This window comes from Chlamydiales bacterium (assembly GCA_016185065.1).
Classification (GTDB): Bacteria; Chlamydiota; Chlamydiia; order Chlamydiales; family Rhabdochlamydiaceae.
In genome coordinates, this window is sequence record JACPOL010000001.1 from 1 (window position 1) to 16,187 (window position 16,187).

Annotated in this window: 17 protein-coding genes; 11 read left to right on the forward strand and 6 right to left on the reverse strand. The window is 48.1% G+C overall.

Annotated elements, in window-relative coordinates; translation table 11 throughout:
• Nucleotides 1-99: 99 nt before the first annotated feature.
• A complete protein-coding gene (locus tag HYX48_00005) occupies nucleotides 100-744 on the forward strand; it encodes a hypothetical protein (GenBank protein MBI2742285.1) in 645 nt (214 codons plus the stop codon).
• Between the two features lie 43 nt (nucleotides 745-787).
• Nucleotides 788-1,723 carry a hypothetical protein gene (locus HYX48_00010; GenBank protein ID MBI2742286.1) on the forward strand — a complete coding sequence of 312 codons (936 nt, stop codon included), beginning with the start codon at nucleotides 788-790 and terminating at the stop codon, nucleotides 1,721-1,723.
• Between the two features lie 151 nt (nucleotides 1,724-1,874).
• On the opposite strand, the gene sdhB is transcribed toward HYX48_00010, so the two are convergent.
• The 5 genes from sdhB to HYX48_00035 form a co-directional block, all read right to left on the reverse strand.
• Nucleotides 1,875-2,645, reverse strand: coding sequence for a succinate dehydrogenase iron-sulfur subunit (gene sdhB, locus HYX48_00015; protein MBI2742287.1), 771 nt, complete (start codon nucleotides 2,643-2,645; stop codon nucleotides 1,875-1,877).
• Nucleotides 2,646-2,649: 4 nt separating this feature from the next.
• Nucleotides 2,650-4,533 carry a succinate dehydrogenase flavoprotein subunit gene (sdhA, locus tag HYX48_00020; GenBank protein ID MBI2742288.1) on the reverse strand — a complete coding sequence of 628 codons (1,884 nt, stop codon included), beginning with the start codon at nucleotides 4,531-4,533 and terminating at the stop codon, nucleotides 2,650-2,652.
• A gap of 23 nt (nucleotides 4,534-4,556) precedes the next feature.
• Nucleotides 4,557-5,585: a succinate dehydrogenase gene (locus tag HYX48_00025; protein ID MBI2742289.1), complete on the reverse strand. Its 1,029-nt coding sequence runs from the start codon at nucleotides 5,583-5,585 to the stop codon at nucleotides 4,557-4,559.
• A gap of 49 nt (nucleotides 5,586-5,634) precedes the next feature.
• Complete coding sequence (locus HYX48_00030) at nucleotides 5,635-6,396, reverse strand: TatD family hydrolase (protein ID MBI2742290.1); 762 nt, start codon at nucleotides 6,394-6,396, stop codon at nucleotides 5,635-5,637.
• 375 nt (nucleotides 6,397-6,771) lie between these two features.
• Entirely contained in the window at nucleotides 6,772-7,707 is a 936-nt protein-coding gene (locus HYX48_00035) for a hypothetical protein (protein MBI2742291.1), read from the reverse strand.
• A gap of 45 nt (nucleotides 7,708-7,752) precedes the next feature.
• On the opposite strand from HYX48_00035, the gene HYX48_00040 reads away from it, so the two are divergent.
• The 9 genes from HYX48_00040 (at nucleotide 7,753) to HYX48_00080 (ending at nucleotide 14,839) form a co-directional block, all read left to right on the forward strand.
• A complete protein-coding gene (locus HYX48_00040; protein MBI2742292.1) occupies nucleotides 7,753-8,499 on the forward strand; it encodes a MotA/TolQ/ExbB proton channel family protein in 747 nt (248 codons plus the stop codon).
• A gap of 3 nt (nucleotides 8,500-8,502) precedes the next feature.
• Complete coding sequence (locus HYX48_00045; protein ID MBI2742293.1) at nucleotides 8,503-8,931, forward strand: biopolymer transporter ExbD; 429 nt, start codon at nucleotides 8,503-8,505, stop codon at nucleotides 8,929-8,931.
• Between the two features lie 6 nt (nucleotides 8,932-8,937).
• On the forward strand, nucleotides 8,938-9,684 hold the full coding sequence (locus tag HYX48_00050) for a flagellar hook-length control protein FliK (GenBank protein MBI2742294.1): 747 nt from the start codon (nucleotides 8,938-8,940) through the stop codon (nucleotides 9,682-9,684).
• A gap of 2 nt (nucleotides 9,685-9,686) precedes the next feature.
• A complete protein-coding gene (gene tolB, locus HYX48_00055) occupies nucleotides 9,687-11,069 on the forward strand; it encodes a Tol-Pal system protein TolB (protein ID MBI2742295.1) in 1,383 nt (460 codons plus the stop codon).
• Between the two features lie 31 nt (nucleotides 11,070-11,100).
• Nucleotides 11,101-11,778, forward strand: coding sequence for an OmpA family protein (locus HYX48_00060; GenBank protein MBI2742296.1), 678 nt, complete (start codon nucleotides 11,101-11,103; stop codon nucleotides 11,776-11,778).
• Entirely contained in the window at nucleotides 11,779-12,414 is a 636-nt protein-coding gene (locus HYX48_00065) for a LysM peptidoglycan-binding domain-containing protein (protein ID MBI2742297.1), read from the forward strand.
• Nucleotides 12,407-13,210 (forward strand): glutamate racemase, encoded by an 804-nt coding sequence (locus HYX48_00070; protein ID MBI2742298.1) that lies wholly within the window; start codon nucleotides 12,407-12,409, stop codon nucleotides 13,208-13,210. The genes HYX48_00065 and HYX48_00070 overlap by 8 nt, the downstream gene beginning before the upstream one ends.
• A 253-nt stretch (nucleotides 13,211-13,463) precedes the next feature.
• The gene (locus tag HYX48_00075) at nucleotides 13,464-14,075 is read left to right on the forward strand and encodes a hypothetical protein (protein MBI2742299.1); all 612 of its coding nucleotides are present in this window, start codon (nucleotides 13,464-13,466) and stop codon (nucleotides 14,073-14,075) included.
• Nucleotides 14,076-14,149: 74 nt separating this feature from the next.
• Entirely contained in the window at nucleotides 14,150-14,839 is a 690-nt protein-coding gene (locus HYX48_00080; protein MBI2742300.1) for a response regulator transcription factor, read from the forward strand.
• Here the strand turns inward: HYX48_00080 and HYX48_00085 are convergent.
• A complete protein-coding gene (locus tag HYX48_00085) occupies nucleotides 14,829-16,172 on the reverse strand; it encodes a DUF814 domain-containing protein (protein ID MBI2742301.1) in 1,344 nt (447 codons plus the stop codon). The two genes, HYX48_00080 and HYX48_00085, sit on opposite strands and share 11 nt — an antisense overlap.
• Nucleotides 16,173-16,187 lie beyond the last annotated feature (15 nt).

Sequence of the window (16,187 nt, forward strand, 5' to 3'; positions counted from 1 at the left end):
CTGCCAGCGAAGCGGATCCTGTTAATTATCTCTTCTCTTATTGTCACCTTTTCACCGCTCCTGTTAATAAATGGGGGGGCGGGGTATCATCTTGTGCCCATGAGACGCCGACGTAGAGCCCTATCACTTTTGGAAGTGGTCATCGCCCTTTCGCTCACCTCTATTCTGCTCTTTTTTCTCTTTGGATTTTACAGGCAGTTGACTCTGCTGGATGTGCAGGCGGAGAAGATCCAGGAGAGGATCTCCGCACGAGAGAAGACTCAGCTGCGTCTCATGCAGATCTTCTCCAATCTTCCACCCGAAGATGAGAAGACGCCCCCCCTCTTTTACACAGAGTCTACCCCAGAGGGGGTCGACTTAAGCCTTGTCTTCTCGTTCGATCAGGGGGTCGATACTGAGGAGAAGTTGTCTGGAAAAGTAAGAGGCGTGCTTCTTCTAACTAAAAAAGGGCTGCTTGAGTTGCATACACTGCCCCTAGAAGGAGAATCGATTAGAAGAAGAGAGGTCTTGATGCAGCAAGTAAACTCCCTCTCTTTCTCCTTTTTTGATCCGATTAAAGAGTCCTGGGTGACATCATGGGATCAGGAGAATGAGTCGCTTCCTCCTATGGTTAAAATCTCTTTGAAAGAGAAGGAAGAGGTGAAACCTGAGCTAGATTCTGAGGCGAAACCCGAAGTGAGACCAGAGATTAGCTTCGCCTTCTTCCTCCCTCCCTCGCAACTTCCAACCTTCTATGAACAATGAACCTATCCACGAACTCAAAAACTTATAATTTGCGGATAGGTTCATGAACATTCTTATTCTCGTAGGCAGCTTTCTTCTGATTCTCTCTTTCGGAGCTGCAACGCTTGTTAAACATGGGACATCCTCTCTGTTAAAACAGACCTACTTTACCTCTTCTATGAATGTGGAGAAGCGCGTGCATAATGCAGCACAGAAGAAACAGTTTCTTGCAAAAGCCTCCAAAACAAAAAAGAAAGAGAATTCAACGGAAACTTCTAAATCGGAGAAAAAAGAGAGTAAGCCAAAAATTTTTAAGCGAGATCGAGAAAACCCCTCAGAACTCTCTAAATTAAATTTAAGCCCTCTCTTCGTCTCGCCAGCCCCCTCCACCCATAGTGAACATTATGAGATCGCGGCTAAACTCCTCAGAAATATTTATGTAGGCACAAGTATAGAGAAGGCCGCTGCTGCTGCATCGATTGCCGATTTTGAGTATAAAATTCTAGACGCTTTAATCGAGCTTGGCAGGTCGCAGAAAGAGACTCTCTCTTTCGAAAAGCTCATTCCTGAAGAGAGGAGCCTGCGGGAGCTCTACATTAAAATGATAAAGGGAACCAAACACTACTCGGTAGATGAGAAGAAGGGGTATCCGCCTCTTGAAGACTTCTTTCTTCTTGATAACGGAAAGAAGAGCAAGCCGATCCTCTTCTGCTTTGCTTCGACTCCACTACTTAGATCGGTCTTTGGAGAGAGTGTTTTACAAACCATTCTGGAGCAGGAGAAAGAGAAGGGAGAGAAGGGAGTCAGCCCTCCACTAAAGAAAGAGGAGCTCGAAGCTCTTCTTGTTAAGAATGGAGACCCAAAGATTCAGCTAACAACACTTACAGATCTACTCAACTTCACGAGAAGAGGAGTCCCCTCTCAAACGGTTACCTACTCCGATCCAAAAACAAAAATCCGCCGCAAGCTCCCCCTTCTCAAAGAACAAAATTCAAGATAAGACATAGGAAAAATTAACAGGATCGCCGCATACGCGGCGGCAGGATAAGAAAGAGAAAAAGAATTCTTTCTTTCCATCCTGCCGGCGCGGTGAGCGCCGATCCTGCCAGCGAAGCGGATCCTGTTATTAAAAATCTGCTCTGATGCTGGGGCTAGTTGCGGCCAGGGAGATTGATAAGATCGCGGATGGCCTGCTTGGCCACTTCGCGGCCCATGACTGCGATCGACTCTGTAAGAGGAATTTTTTTGGGGCAGACTTGAGCGCAGTTCTGCGCATTGCCGCAATCGCTTACGCCGCCTTCTGTCATGAGAGAGCGAGTTCGCTCTTCAGCCATGAGCTTACCAACGGGGTGTTCATTGAAAAGTCTTGCTTGCGAGATGGGAGCGGGTCCAACGAACTTAGAACGAGCACTCACCTGAGGACACGATTCGCTGCAGCAGCCGCAAGTCATGCATGTTGAGAGAAGATAGCTCTGCTCTTGAGCTTTGGAACTGATTTTTGGTCCAAAACCTCTATCGAAGGAGTCGTCGACATCCACCCAAGCACGCACGCGCTTGAGTTGTTCAAACATGATATCGCGGTTTACAACTAGATCCTTAACAAGCGGAAACTTGGTGAAGGGGGCAAGAGTGACAACCGAGCTTCCAGTCGACTCGATGATCTTGTCGATCAGCGCGGTGCACGCTTGACGCGGCCTACCATTGATCAGCATCGAACAGGATCCGCACACCTCTTCTAAACACCCCTGCTCCCAAGCCACAGGAGTCACTTTTTCCGACTTCTTATTCACTGGAGACTTCTGCACTTCCATCAGCGCTGAGGTGACATTTAAGAGCGGACGGAGTTCAAGCTCAAACTCCTCCCAATACTGCTTCTCGGAGGTCCCCCGAAAAATCTTCAGCGTAAAAGTCTGTTTTTCCATGTAATTAGACCGGCAGAGTTATGTTTGAAGGGATATTCTCCAAAGTAGGCTTGAACCTTTTTGCTTTAGAATATTCCCTTTTTATCGGCTTTAAGTGTCTTAAGTCAACGGGTGTATAGCTAATCACAGGTTCATCTTTCTGCGGATCATAGGTCGCTATCGTCGTCTTCAGCCAATGCTCATCGTCGCGTGCGGCAAACTCCGGCTTGAAGTGGGCTCCACGGAACTCATTGCGCAGAAGTGCGCCTTTGGTCATGACAAGTGCCAGCTCCAGCATGTAGCCAAACTGGTTGGCAAAGGCATAGGTCTGGTTGAGCGTACCGCCTCTGTCATCGAGAGAGATCTGCTTGTAGCGCTCGCGGAGCTGCTTGATAACATCCATCGTCTTTTTAAGAGATTCGTTATCTCTTTTTACGGTGACGTTTCTGATCATCACATCGGAGAGCTCATCGTGCAGCTGGTGGATATTTTCCTTTCCACTGCGCGTAAGAAGGTCGTGCTTTAACGCCTCTTCTGCTGCAAGTGTATCCGTGTACATTTTGGTAGAGAGATTGCCATAGCTATCTTTCAGATTATCCAGATATCTCGGAACTTCGCCTCCAGCTACAAGGCCGGCAAAAATACAGGCCGTGAGAGAGTTAGCTCCTAGTCTGTTGGCTCCATGGTATTGGAACTCCGACTCTCCAACTTGGAAACAGCCGGGAATATTAGTCATCTGGCGGTAGCGCGTCATTCGATCGGGATCATCGGCGGCCGGCCAGTCTACCCAGGCGCCTCCCATCGAATAGTGAACGGCTGGGAAGATCTTCATCGGAAGCTTGTGGGGATCTTCGCCCGTAAACTTGTGGTAGATCTCAAGAACAGATTCGATCTTATGCTGTTGAGAGGGGGGAAGATGGGAGACGTCGAGATAGACCTGCATCTTCCCATCGATGCCAAGGCCAAGCTCACAAACGCGGAGGACCTCTCTTGATCCGATATCTCGCGGCACGAGATTCCCGAAAGCGGGGTACATCTCTTCTAGAAAGTACCAGGGCTCTCCCGTCTTTCCACACTGAATCGTCTTGCCTTCAGGATCGACAATCGTCTTTGTCGAATCTCCATACACCCAGATCCTTCCTCCCTCTCCTCGAGCCGACTCGGAGATTAGGCGCATCTTATCTTCTCCAGGAATCGCCGTCGGATGGATCTGAATAAACTCACCATTGGCGTACTTCATTCCCTGTTTGAAGAGGCGTCCATTCGCGGCTCCCGTACAGAAAGTAGAGTTTGTCGACTTCTTAAAGATCAGGCCCGGCCCTCCGGTTCCAAAAATCACTGCATCTGCTTTCAGGATGTCCAGCTTCATTGTGAAGAGATCCATGATCACGATTCCGCGGGCGTTTCCCTCATCGTCCATGACAAGACGCATGAACTCGTGATTTTCAAATTTTTCCACTCTGCCCTTCGTTTCATAACGGCGCACCTGCTCATCTAGAGCGTAGAGGAGCTGCTGGCCTGTCGAGGCGCCGCAAAAGGCTGTGCGGTGGTAGAGTGTGCCGCCAAAACGACGGAAGTCGAGATTTCCTTCACTTGTACGGTTGAAAGGGCAGCCAAAACGCTCCATCATGCGTATGATGCCAGGAGCTGCCATACACATTTCGAGAACTGGTGGCTGGTCGGCTAAAAAGTCTCCGCCTTTGATCGTGTCGTATGCGTGCACGAGGGGAGAGTCATCCTCGTTTTTTAAATTCATGCCCGCGTTGATTCCGCCTTGGGCACAGACCGAGTGAGAACGCTTGACTTTTGTAACAGAGACGATCTTGACATGGCATCCATTTTCAGCCAGCTTCATCGCAGCAGAAAGACCTGCAAGGCCTCCGCCGACCATTATCACCTCTTTTCCCATCTTCTTCGCACTCATAGAATTTTTCAGTAACGCAGGTTTAGCCAGTAGGTTCCCCAGATCGAAGCGAGCCCCAAAAATGCCACAAGCAGCATGAGTCCAATTGCAAAAGTGGCCGTCGACTTCTGAGCCGACATCCTCAGCACGACTCCCCAGGTGATCAGAAATGTCCATAGGCCATTGAAGCCGTGGAAGCAGGCAGATAGCACAAAAATCGTATAGAGAAATACGTAGATCGGGCTTTTAAAAGTATCGCGCACGAGCAGAAGAGATGCCGTTCCAAAATTATCTGAAACAGCAAGCACCTCATCATCGGCAAGAGAGTAGCTCCCAAGCATCTTGACCCAGTTGATCTTATCTTGAAATTTCTGGGCTGAGGTAAAAATTACCTCTCGCTGAGAGTCGTATTTCACAGAAGCGGGGCCGTCCCAAGTGAGAATCTCATTCTTCTTCAAAGAGTCCGCCGCTTCAAAAAGAGCCTCTTCATCGCTGCGGTCCTTTAAACTTCTCTTTTCGATCTCTATTGCCTCCTTGTCGAAGAGAGCAACTTTCAATCGGTCCGCCACCGTATAGAGTCCATTGTCAACCTTTACCGGCGCAAAGTAGGCGACATCTCCACCGATATTTAGAGAAGCTGGATAGTCGATAAAGCGGAACTTAACCACATGGGCAACGAGCATAAAAAGCAGAATCCAGGAGGTGATCCTCTGCCAGGAGTAGGCGCGATTCCGGCCATATTCGGGAAGGGATGGAGTCGACCCGTCTGTCTTGTGAGCATTGGGCTTTGCAGTGAAGAGATACTTCACACCCCAGATTAAGTGGATGGCGATCGGCACTCCAAGAAGTGTGAATTCGATGAATGAGAGGTAGGGGAGGTTGTGGATCCCGTTGACCATCTCGACAAATCCCCTCCCATTATCTCCAAGCAGAAGTGCCGCCTGCGAATTTACAAGCAGATGCTCCATGAGAAAAAGAACAAGCCAGAGGCCCATCAAAGAGTGGAGTCTTCTCCATATAAAAGCGCGCGGAAGCTTAATTGTCGTATCTACACTCATCCATCTTACCAAAAAATGAAAAGATACTTGTACTCGTCTAAATAGTTTTTCAGAAAGAAAAAAATTTAATCGCGTTTTCAGAAGTGGCGCGTGCAACTTCATCTGGATTAAGATTTTTGATGCGAGCTAAAACCTCAACTGTCTCGGTGATGAAGGCAGGTTCATTTGGGCTGCCGCGCATGCTTTGAGGAGAGAGATAGGGAGCGTCGGTCTCAACGACGATATGGCTAAGAGGAACTGCTCTTGCAACTTCGCGAAGAGCTTCCGACTTTTTAAAAGTGAGAATGCCGCTAAAGGAGATCATCCAGCCTCTATCAACTGCGCGGGCAGCCTCTTGAGCACTCCCCGTGTAACAGTGAAGAAGTGCCGGTCTGCCTTTATAGACCTCATCTGTCATCGCAAAGAGATCTTCAAATGCATCTCTGCAGTGAAAAACAGCAGGCAGAGAGTATTTTACTGCTAAGGCAAGATAGCGGAGCAGAAACTTCTGCTGCGTCGTTTTAGGAGAGTGCTCGTAGTGATAGTCTAGCCCCGTCTCTCCGATCGCGACCAGCTTCTTCTGTTTTGCAGCCTCTTCGACAAGAGGAAAGAAGCTCTCTCCCTCTTTTTCTACGTCGTGGGGCGTGGTAGCAGCTGTATTGAAAACCCAATTGTAGCGAGAAGCGAGCGCGAGCCCCTTTTCGAGGCTCTGAACATCCGTGCAGATATTGACGATCTTCTGGACTCCCTTCGCTTGAGCGCGTCCGAGAATCTCATCCGCCAGCGGCGCCAGCTCCTCTCCCGTAAGATGTGCATGCGTATCAATGATCATGCTGCTCATGATAAAATAAAAAGTTGCTCCCTTCAACAGATTAAAAAGCTGTGAATGTTTTTAATAGTAGAAAAGACATGTCGGGTAGGCCAGGGGAAAGCTCCGCTTTCGCTCGGGGCCTCCCTGCGACCCTCTTGCGCTGCATCTCGCTTTGCCAAATCGCGTCCTCGGAGAAGGGGTGTACAGGGTAGGGCAATGGCCCACTCTGTTTTCGAGCACACGGTTTGGCAAAGCGAGGTGAAGCGCAAGGTGGTCGCGGGAGGTGTGGCGCGAGCGCACACCATCCGACATGTCTATTTGGGCTCTAAAAAAACTGAGTAAAAATCCCAAATAATAAAAAAATGAAATGCTTTTGTTTGATCAGAAAAATGTTCATTATTGGCAGTGGAGGAGAAGGTCGAGGCGGAAAATCTCTTGGGAGGTCACGCGTCGGACGTGAGGAAAGTCGGAGAGGTTGCGGATATGCGTCTCTAAAGTTATCTGGGGAAGAGCAGGGGGTTTCAACGAGAGAGGATCGAAAAAAAGCGAGGTTTCAACAATCTCATAACCGCGAACAAACTCCTTCTCGATATGCTTTTCACTTTCCGCCTTCTCGATCAGACTCTTCCAGTCCCGTTCCCAATGGTGGCCCCAGGTCTCTGTTTTTTTGAACAGCTCCTCTTTTGTGCGCACCCAGCTATAGTGATGCACGAGCGGAAGCCCATCTTTTGCAACTACCCCTTTTTGTTTAGGTCCTGGAGTTCTTAAAAATGTTCCTATGCGCTCATCGTCATGCAAAAGCAGGTCGGGTGTGAGCGCTCTTCTCTTAGCTAACATAGTTGAATCCGGGAAGATACTCGCGCAAGTATAGGGAGATCGCGAGTACCAGTAGGTCGCAAGGCGAAGCGCCGAATACTCCTCAAAAGGGAAATCCTTTATCCACGCTGCAAACCTCTTTCCATCCACGATCTCATCAGCATCTAAAAAGAGAATGCTCTCTATTTCTTTGGGTAGCAGATAGAAAGGAAGAAGCCTAGTCGTGTTGTGCCAGTGGTGCACCCGGTCTAAATCTTCATGGGCGAAGGGAGAGCTCCTGCCGTAGGGTTTCTCAGGGTCAAACGCGAATTCGATGAAGCTGCAATCGGGATAGCGCCTGTAACACTCTTCAATGAGAGCAAGATCTTCAAGACTCCCATCGAAAAAGTGGTCGCAAATAACGATCATGATTAGATCGGAAAAGAGCCGCGCCTCTTGGATACTGCGCTCCAGAAACCGCCAATCATTTGTACAAAAACTAATTACTGTTGCAAGCGGCCCGCGTTTCCTTGACAAATGCCCCTCGAATTCGTTATGCATGTAGGTAATCTCGGTAGGCTTATGACTTCATCTCTTCTTGCGGCAAATATCTTCCTTAGCTCTTATTCTCAATCCGACTTTTTCGGTAAACTTATTTTTCTCGGTCTCTTTGCGCTCTCTATCGCCTGCTGGATCGTTCTGATTCAGAAGACCTGGATGACGCGTAATGTCCAGAGAGTCTCTCTCTCTTTTCAGAAAGCGATCGCCCAAAACAAGCGCCCTCTCTTTTCACTTGATGTTGCAGACCTTCCAAAACAGCTGAATAGAGCACTTCCAAACCCCTTTGCAGAAATTTTTGATACACTCAAACAAAAATCGGTTGAACTCCTCAATAAGAACCACTTCTTTTCGGCTAAAGATAGCCCTGAGCCAGCTCCCGTCTACCTCTCTCCAAAAGATCTCGAGCTTATCGAATCGCACGTCCTTACAACAATCTCATCTCAAACTAAGCTCTTGGAAAAAAACCTCTTTGTTCTTTCGACTATCGCCACTTTAGCCCCCTTTCTAGGACTGCTCGGCACCGTCTGGGGCATTCTAATCACCTTCTCCGAACTGCATAGCGGCGCCTCTGCAGGATCCAATGCGGCAATGCTCGGCGGACTATCCACCGCGCTTGCAACCACTGTGCTTGGCCTGGTCATTGCGATTCCCGCTCTCGTCGCTTATAACTATTTGAAAAATTCGGTCCGCACCTTCTCCTCAGATATGGAGGACTTCCTCTACCTCCTCCTCTCTACAGTTGAACTCCAGTACCGCAAGGTCAACTAAACTATGAGACGAAGACCAGGAAGATTTTCAGGTAGTCAAGCCGATGAAGAGGCGTCCGTCAATCTGACTCCACTCATCGACGTCGTCTTCGTCGTTCTCATCATGTTTATCATCATCGCCCCGATGCTGGAACTCGACCGCATCCAGCTCGCATCTGCAAGCCAGAAAGAGAGCAAAGAGATGGCGGTTGTTCAAGATAGTAGCCCTGTTACGATCCGCGTGCGCGAGGATAATAGCATCTGGTTCAATGGAAAGATCGTCTCTAAAGAGGAGCTCCTCCCTCTATTAAAGCAAGCGAAAAAGAACCACTCGACTCGCACTCCCCAACTTTTTCACGATAAGAAAGCGCAGTTTGGCACCTACCAGATCGTAAAAAACGCCGTTGAACTCGCAGGCTTTGAGCAGTTAGATATTATTCTGCAACCCGGCTGATATAGGATGAAGCGCGCTATTGTCTATACGGTTCTCTCGGCGCACCTCTTTTTCCTCTTCTATATCCATCTGTCTTTCAATCCCGAAAACAAGAAGTCGCATAAACCTCTCATTGTGAAGACGATCACACCTAGCGCTCAGCCAAAAGAGAAGAGCGCATCACCCACCAGAGCTGTTAGCCAGACTAAGCCCAAACAGAGTGCCCCTCCAGCAAGTAAACCCGCCTCTACACCAAAGCCCGCAAAGCCTCCGGCAAAAAAAGCACCCCCCATCGCCGATAAAAAGCTGGTCCAAGCGAAGAAAAAAGCGCCGGTAAAGCCCGTGCAAGATGAGAAGAGAGAGAAGATGTCTCAAAAACTTCTGCAGGAGCTGGAGGATAACCTTTCAAAGTTAGAGCCTACGCCAGACAAAAAGAGAGCAGCATCGAAAAAATTCGATGCGCCGTCACCCGTCGCACCTATTGGGCCCTTGAGTATCGATGCTTCATCGAGAGACGCATCCATTGATGAGAGCTATGAAGCCTCTCTGATCGGATATCTAAAAGAGACGCTCAATCTCCCCGAATATGGAGAGGTGAAGATCCAGCTCACGCTAAAACAAGACGGCTCCGTCGTAAATCTTGTGGTCTTAAAAACGGAAAGTGAGAAAAATAGGAAGTATCTAGAGGCTAGCCTTCCCCGTTTGAGATTTCCACAATTGGAAGGAAGTAGAAAACAGGAGACTTTTGTCTTCACATTTTGTAACGAGTTGTAGCTATGAACATTCTTAAAAATACTCTTCTCTGTCTGATTACTCTTTGCGCAAGCATTCAGGCAGAAGCCCCGCAAAACCCTGAAATCCGCGTTCAGCTCTCAACTGCTAGCTCCCTGATTCCAGTTTATATGGGCAGATTTGATGGCGAGACATCCCTAGATAGAAATTACCTCTCTCAGCTCGAATCCGTCCTCCTATTCGATTTAAATAATAATGGATCGACACGAGCCCTCCCAATTAACGACCAGAAAGAGAAAGTTCTTACTGCAAAAGAGGCAAAAGAGTGCTTTTCACCAAAAGCATGGAAGAGCTTTGGAATCGCCCATGTGATGAAAGTGCTCATCACTGGAAAGACCCTATCTCTTGATCTCTTCACCACCAGTTCTGGTTCGCTGAAACACTTCAGCGATATCACACTCACTGGAGAGATCGCTCACGACCGCCGCCAGATCCATAAACTTGCGGATGGGATTCACAAGTCTCTCTTTAACAGAGATGGCATTGCAAGCAGTCGCATCCTCTTTGCAAGACAAGCAAAAGAGGTTAGAGCCGACAGCCCCGATGCTGCCGGATGGGCTTCCGAGATCTGGGAGTGCGATTGGGACGGACACAATGCGCGTCAAATCACAAGCGAAAGAAGCTACTGCGTCACACCTGTATTCATTCCTGTTAGTTCTAGCTTTCCAGGTGCGAGCGACCGCTTTTTATACGTCTCCTACAAGTCTGGTCAGCCGAAGATCTTCCTCGCTTCTCTAAAAGAAGGAGTAGGGAGACGTCTGATCGATCTAAGAGGAAATCAGCTTCTTCCCGCAATTTCTCCTCAGCGCGACAAGGTCGCATTCATTTGCGATGCAGCCGGCAGATCCGACCTCTTCATGCAGCCCTTTAATCCTCAGACTGGAGAAGTAGGAAAGCCTCAGCAGCTCTTCTCCTATCCTCACTCCACGCAAGCATCACCCACCTTTAGTCCTGATGGAACAAAAGTCGCGTTTGTGTCAGATAAAGACAGAAGCATGCGCATCTATGTGATTCCCGCGACAGGCTCCGGAAGACGCGCAAATCCGCAGCTGATCACGAAGCAGAATAGTGAAAACTCCTGCCCCTCGTGGTCTCCAGATGGAAGAAAATTAGCCTATAGTGCTAAAACTGGTGGAGTGAGGCAAATATGGATTTACGACTTCGCCACACAAGAGGAGAGGCAGCTGACTTCTGGGGCAGGCAATAAAGAAAACCCCACCTGGGCAGCGGATAGTTTGCATCTCGTTTTTAACTCGACCGACGCCTCCTCTTCTGAACTTTATGTCGTGAATCTGAACCAGCCGGATGCGATAAGAATTACGAAAGGCCAGGGAAAAAACCATTACCCCACATGGGGCCCACGTTAGAATTTAACAAGCTGAACTATTGAGGACTAAAATGAAAAAGAATGTTTTAAAAATGGCACTGGCGTGTGGAGCACTCTGCACACTCTTTACCAGCTGCGGAAAAAAAGATAATACTTGGGACGACTCGAAGTCCGCTTCCAGCTATAAGTATAAGCACTCACAATCTCTCTGGGGTAATGATGGCTCCGAGCTCGCAGATAGCGAGTTTGATGGCGGCCCAAGCCACGAGGACTTCGTTCCTCTCCGCGATGATGATCTAAAATCTCAGTTCGCTGACGGAGCGATCCCACAGTCTCGCCATGTTCCTGGAGAAGCAGGCAGCGGCGTTCCTGGCATCAATCAGTTTAGCATGCCAAGTGCTGAGCTCGCTTCGATCTTCCGCAATATCCACTTCAACACCGATGAGCATAGCGTTCGCGGCAAAGAGTCTCTTGCAGCAGTCGAGCGCATTGCAGCCTACTTGAAAGACCACCCTGATACTTACATCTTTGTGGAAGGACATTGCGATGAGCGTGGACCTGAGGCTTATAACCTCTCTCTTGGTGCAAGAAGAGCAAACAGCGTGCGTTCACTACTCGTACAGAAAGGCGTTGATCTCAACCAGATCCACACTATCTCTTACGGCAAAGAGCGTCCTCTCGAGATCAGCCATAGCCAAGAGGCATGGTCTAAAAACCGTCGTGCACAATTTAAGATCTACCAGCGCTAAATGAAACGCTTAGCATTGATCTCTTGTGTTGCGCTGAGCAGCTGCTCCTCTCGTATGACCTCCTGGCAGGAGGAGAGGAGTCCAGCAGATGTCGCCTTGGAAGAGGTGAGAATCGAGCTATCCGATTTGAGACATGAGCTTAGCGGCACAAGGGTCGACTTGCAGATCCTCGACGAGAAGATAAAACAGCAGAAAACACCAGTGAAGGGAGCCGAAAGCTCCCTTCAACTTTCAACGCTCGACCGGAAGCTCGCAGAACTACAAAAGAGTCAAGAGAAGCTAGCTCAAGACCTGAGACAGCTTGGGACTCACGCTAATCAAGCCAGCACCACCTTTGCGAAACAGCAAGAAAAACTTCACGATCTCGAACAGGAGATCCAAGCGCAAAACAGACGCCTGGATGAGATTGTTAAGCTCAAAGGAACTCTCTCATCTCTCTCCGAAGTATTAAAGGAGAAGTCGCGAGAAGAGAGCAGCAACACTCACACCTACCGCAAGTATAAAGTTAAGTCGGGCGACTCGCTCGAAAAGATCGCAAAACAGCAGCACACAACCATCGAAGCGATCAAGAAACTCAATGATCTAAGCTCCGACCGCATCGTCGTAGGCCAAGAGATCAAACTTCCACATGACTAATTCTCCTTCAAGTATTGGGATCTTTGATTCTGGATTTGGTGGGCTCACCGTTCTTAGAGCACTCATCGATGAGCTCCCCTTTGAAAATTTCATCTATTTTGGCGATACAGCTCGGCTTCCTTATGGAAATAAGAGCGCCGATACGATCCGCAACTATGCGCGTGAAAATAGCAGCTTTTTGCTGAAGAGTCAGATTAAGCTTCTCGTGATTGCCTGCCATACCGCCTGCTCTTATGCTTTGGAAGAGCTCTCAAGCACACTTTCAATTCCTGTGATCGGCGTTATCCCTCCCTCGATTGACGAGCTCGCACGACTTAAACAGAACAAGAGAATCGCCATCTTGGGCACACGAGGCACAATCGCCTCGGGCGTATATCAGGAGAAGATCGCAGGGCTCCTCCCTGAGACAGAGATTTTTGCGATCCCATGCCCTCTCTTTGTCCCGCTCGTAGAAGAGGGGTATACAGAGCATCTCCTAACCAAACTAGCTGTTCAGGAGTATCTTAACCCACTTAAAGAGAAAAACTTAGATGCAGCTCTTCTAGGCTGTACACACTATCCTCTCCTCCAACAGACTATTAAAGGAGAGCTGGGAGACCAGGTAGTCTTAATCGACCCCGGGGTTAGTTGCGCAAAGGAAACGCGTAAGATCTTAATAGAGAAGGATCTAGTAAATAAACAAACCACCTTTGGTGAGGTTCAATTCTTTGTCTCCGACGATCCCGAAAAGTTCCAAAAACTAGGTAAAAACTTTTTGAATCAGAAAATAAAGAACGTCTTTCTAATTAACTCATAATATATTGTTTTTTAATAGATTTTCATATAAAATACCAATAAAACAATTGGTATTTTGCATGACATCAGAATTAATGTTATTTTCGAATAAATCTGCAGCTTCTAAACCTGAAAAGTTACCTTCTGCTTTTCAAGGCTTTTGGCAAATCAAAGGCGCATTCTCCATTCTCGTCTCCTATCTCGATCCAGAGCAATGCCTCGAGGTCTCATCTTTTTATTTCCCGAAAGAGGCTATTAGAATTTGGGGTAGAGCTATGGATACGCATACTTATGCAGATCACAAAGCTACTTCTGCGATTCTAAAAATTCATAAAAGATATGGCGGAGAGGAAATGAGTCTCTTCTCAGTAATAAAAAACTACCTCCCTGCGCTTCGCGAGTATGATTTTGCAACAGCTCACCCTGAAAGCGGGATGATGGCAATCGCCCTTGCTTCAGATCCAGAGGGCGCTCGTGTTCTCTTACGCAGCAGACGCTTTTTAGGAGCTCTGGATGTTAGGACGATACGAATCGTCATCACTCATTTTGTTAAAAACATCTTCTTTTCACCAAAAACTTCCCCCTCACAAAGAGCCCATTATTTACAGCATTTTAAACAAGCTCTCTACACAAGCTGCATTGCAAACGCGACTTCTAGGGATAAGCTCAATGGATTACTTGAGCTCGCAGAAAACGGGGATCCACAAATCAGAGTTTCCGATAATGGTCTACTTGCGAGAATAAAAGAAGCGGGCAGATCAAGAAGAAAGGCTTTGGAGGTTTTAGAACCTCGACCTTCCATCTCTTTTATTGATGCTCTTGCAGATTTTTTTGCAAACTCAACATCTATGGGCAACTTCTCCTCCTCTGTAGAAGTGATGTTCTAGTTGTGCAAAATTCTTGATGCGAAAAGAGTTCTAAAGCATGATCCGTTACTTCAATTATTCATTGAGAAACAGTAATGAGTCAGAAAAAGAGAATACTGCTGATCGAAGATGAAGAGGATATTGCCGCTCTCATCAAGCTGCAAGCTGAAGCCCTCGGTTACAAACTGCTTACCGAAACCGATGGAGCCGCGGGATACCGTGCTGTAGAACGCGAGAAACCAGATCTAGTTATTCTGGATATCATGCTCCCGGAGATGAATGGTTTCGACGTCTGCCGGAAGATCAAAAACTCCCCTGAACTAAAAAACACTCCCGTCATCATCTTAACTGCCAAAAGCGAAGAGATCGATGAGATTCTCGGACTTGAGCTCGGAGCTGACGACTATGTCGCAAAGCCCTTCTCGCCAAAAGTTCTCTTCTCTAGAGTAAAAGCTGTTCTCCGCAGAGGAAGAGAGCCAGAAAAACCCACAAAGGCGATCCCATTCGGTGAGTTCTCTCTAGATATCGACCGCTACCTCTTGAAAAAAGAGAATAAAGCGCTGACCATCACTCTCTCCGAATTCGGCATCTTAAAACAGCTGCTCATGAGTCGAGGAAAGGTCTTAACGCGCAACCAGCTTCTCGAAGAGGTAAATAATAATGATGATGCGCTCATTGTCGATCGCAACATCGACGTGCATATCGCCTCTCTCCGGAAAAAACTGGGGCCAAACTTCGATTGGATCGAAACGGTCCGCGGAGTCGGCTACAGATTTAGGGAGTAAAATTTTGTAGTCTAGCGAGGCGTTCGGGATCGTACCGAATGGTCATCGTCTTATACTTTCCCACCCCGACCTGTCCCATTTTTTTCCCGCGAGTGAGAAATTTCACCTGAGAGAGGGTGACGTCTGCCACCTTCTCTCCACGCGCTTTGCTGTAATATAGCGCCAGCTGTGCCGCGTCCAGAAGGGTCTCCTGGTCTGGCTCCTCTCTCTTCTGCCCACGCACAATCACATGACTCCCTGCAAAGTCGGAGACGTGAAGCCAGTAATCCAAGCCCCTTCCAAAAGAAAAAGTGAGCTCCTCATTCTGTTTGGCGCTCTTTGCGACATAGATCTTAAGCCCCTTTTCAGAGGTATACTCCCGAAAGGAGTGCTCCTTTTTTGCGGGAGGTTTACTTTCTGGTTTTGGTAACTCTTCAAGTTGAAGAGCAGCTCCTTCATCTTCAAAAGTCTCCAAACGTTTCTGGAGAAGAGCGAGTTCGCTCTCGGCCCTTTCTAGAAATTTTTGAACATAAGAGACCTTAGTTTTTAGCTTCTTCACATATCCAAACACCCGCTTGAGCTGGGCACTCGGCTCAAGAGAGGGGTCCAGCTCGATCGTTCGAAGCTCTCCCGTCTCCCAATCCTCCAGATCAATCCTGCTCATTCCATGCTTCAACTTGAAATAGCTGCTCTGTAAAAGTGCAGCCTCATGTTCTTTTGCGGGCCAGTTCTCCGCCTCCTCTCTCTCTTTTCTCAGCTGAGCTACGCGTTTCTCTTGCTTGCGAATCTGTCTAACAAGCTGCGCCCTTGCGGCGTGGATCTTCTGCTCACGGAGAGCCTCTCTCTCTTTTTTTGCATATTCCGCGTTCACCCCTGGGCTTGAGCAGAAGTGGGGTTCACTCTCGTGGGTGAAGCTGCGCGGGGGCAGAGAATAATCGACACTTTTGGCTGGACGAAAAGAGAGGAGGATCTTTCTCTTCTCGTCCACAAGGTAGAGGTTGCTGTGTCTGGGGATCAGTTCTAAAATTAAAGATAGCCCCTTCTTCCTACCTTTAAATTGAAGCTCTAAAATTCGATCCTCTCCCAAAAGTGCGATGGACGTAAGCTCGCTTCCTCTAAGCTCCTCTTCTATCTTCTTTGTAAAAGGAGTCTCCCTTCCCTCGTGCGCTGGAGCCAGGTGAAAGCGTTCAAAGGGGGTGCGCACGCAAACTAGCAGATGCTTCTCCCTCTCTCCCTCGTTAAAATTTATCAACCACTTCCCTTCTGAGCTCTCTCTCATGGAAGCAAAGCTCAAAGAGGAGAGAACCTCTTTAATCTCTTTGCAAAGGGAAGTCGCTTCGGCAAACGTAATCATAGTAATAAAAAGATA

Bases quoted from the DNA above. Each gene is read 5' to 3' on its own strand.
- HYX48_00085 (MBI2742301.1), bottom strand. From the start codon at position 16,172: ATGATTACGTTTGCCGAAGCGACTTCCCTTTGCAAAGAGATTAAAGAG.
- HYX48_00040 (MBI2742292.1), top strand. From the start codon at position 7,753: ATGACTTCATCTCTTCTTGCGGCAAATATCTTCCTTAGCTCTTATTCT.
- HYX48_00065 (MBI2742297.1), top strand. From the start codon at position 11,779: ATGAAACGCTTAGCATTGATCTCTTGTGTTGCGCTGAGCAGCTGCTCC.
- HYX48_00060 (MBI2742296.1), top strand. From the start codon at position 11,101: ATGAAAAAGAATGTTTTAAAAATGGCACTGGCGTGTGGAGCACTCTGC.
- HYX48_00025 (MBI2742289.1), bottom strand. From the start codon at position 5,585: ATGAGTGTAGATACGACAATTAAGCTTCCGCGCGCTTTTATATGGAGA.
- HYX48_00070 (MBI2742298.1), top strand. From the start codon at position 12,407: ATGACTAATTCTCCTTCAAGTATTGGGATCTTTGATTCTGGATTTGGT.
- HYX48_00045 (MBI2742293.1), top strand. From the start codon at position 8,503: ATGAGACGAAGACCAGGAAGATTTTCAGGTAGTCAAGCCGATGAAGAG.
- sdhA (MBI2742288.1), bottom strand. From the start codon at position 4,533: ATGGGAAAAGAGGTGATAATGGTCGGCGGAGGCCTTGCAGGTCTTTCT.
- HYX48_00030 (MBI2742290.1), bottom strand. From the start codon at position 6,396: ATGATCATTGATACGCATGCACATCTTACGGGAGAGGAGCTGGCGCCG.
- HYX48_00050 (MBI2742294.1), top strand. From the start codon at position 8,938: ATGAAGCGCGCTATTGTCTATACGGTTCTCTCGGCGCACCTCTTTTTC.
- HYX48_00075 (MBI2742299.1), top strand. From the start codon at position 13,464: ATGGATACGCATACTTATGCAGATCACAAAGCTACTTCTGCGATTCTA.
- sdhB (MBI2742287.1), bottom strand. From the start codon at position 2,645: ATGGAAAAACAGACTTTTACGCTGAAGATTTTTCGGGGGACCTCCGAG.
- tolB (MBI2742295.1), top strand. From the start codon at position 9,687: ATGAACATTCTTAAAAATACTCTTCTCTGTCTGATTACTCTTTGCGCA.
- HYX48_00005 (MBI2742285.1), top strand. From the start codon at position 100: ATGAGACGCCGACGTAGAGCCCTATCACTTTTGGAAGTGGTCATCGCC.
- HYX48_00010 (MBI2742286.1), top strand. From the start codon at position 788: ATGAACATTCTTATTCTCGTAGGCAGCTTTCTTCTGATTCTCTCTTTC.
- HYX48_00080 (MBI2742300.1), top strand. From the start codon at position 14,150: ATGAGTCAGAAAAAGAGAATACTGCTGATCGAAGATGAAGAGGATATT.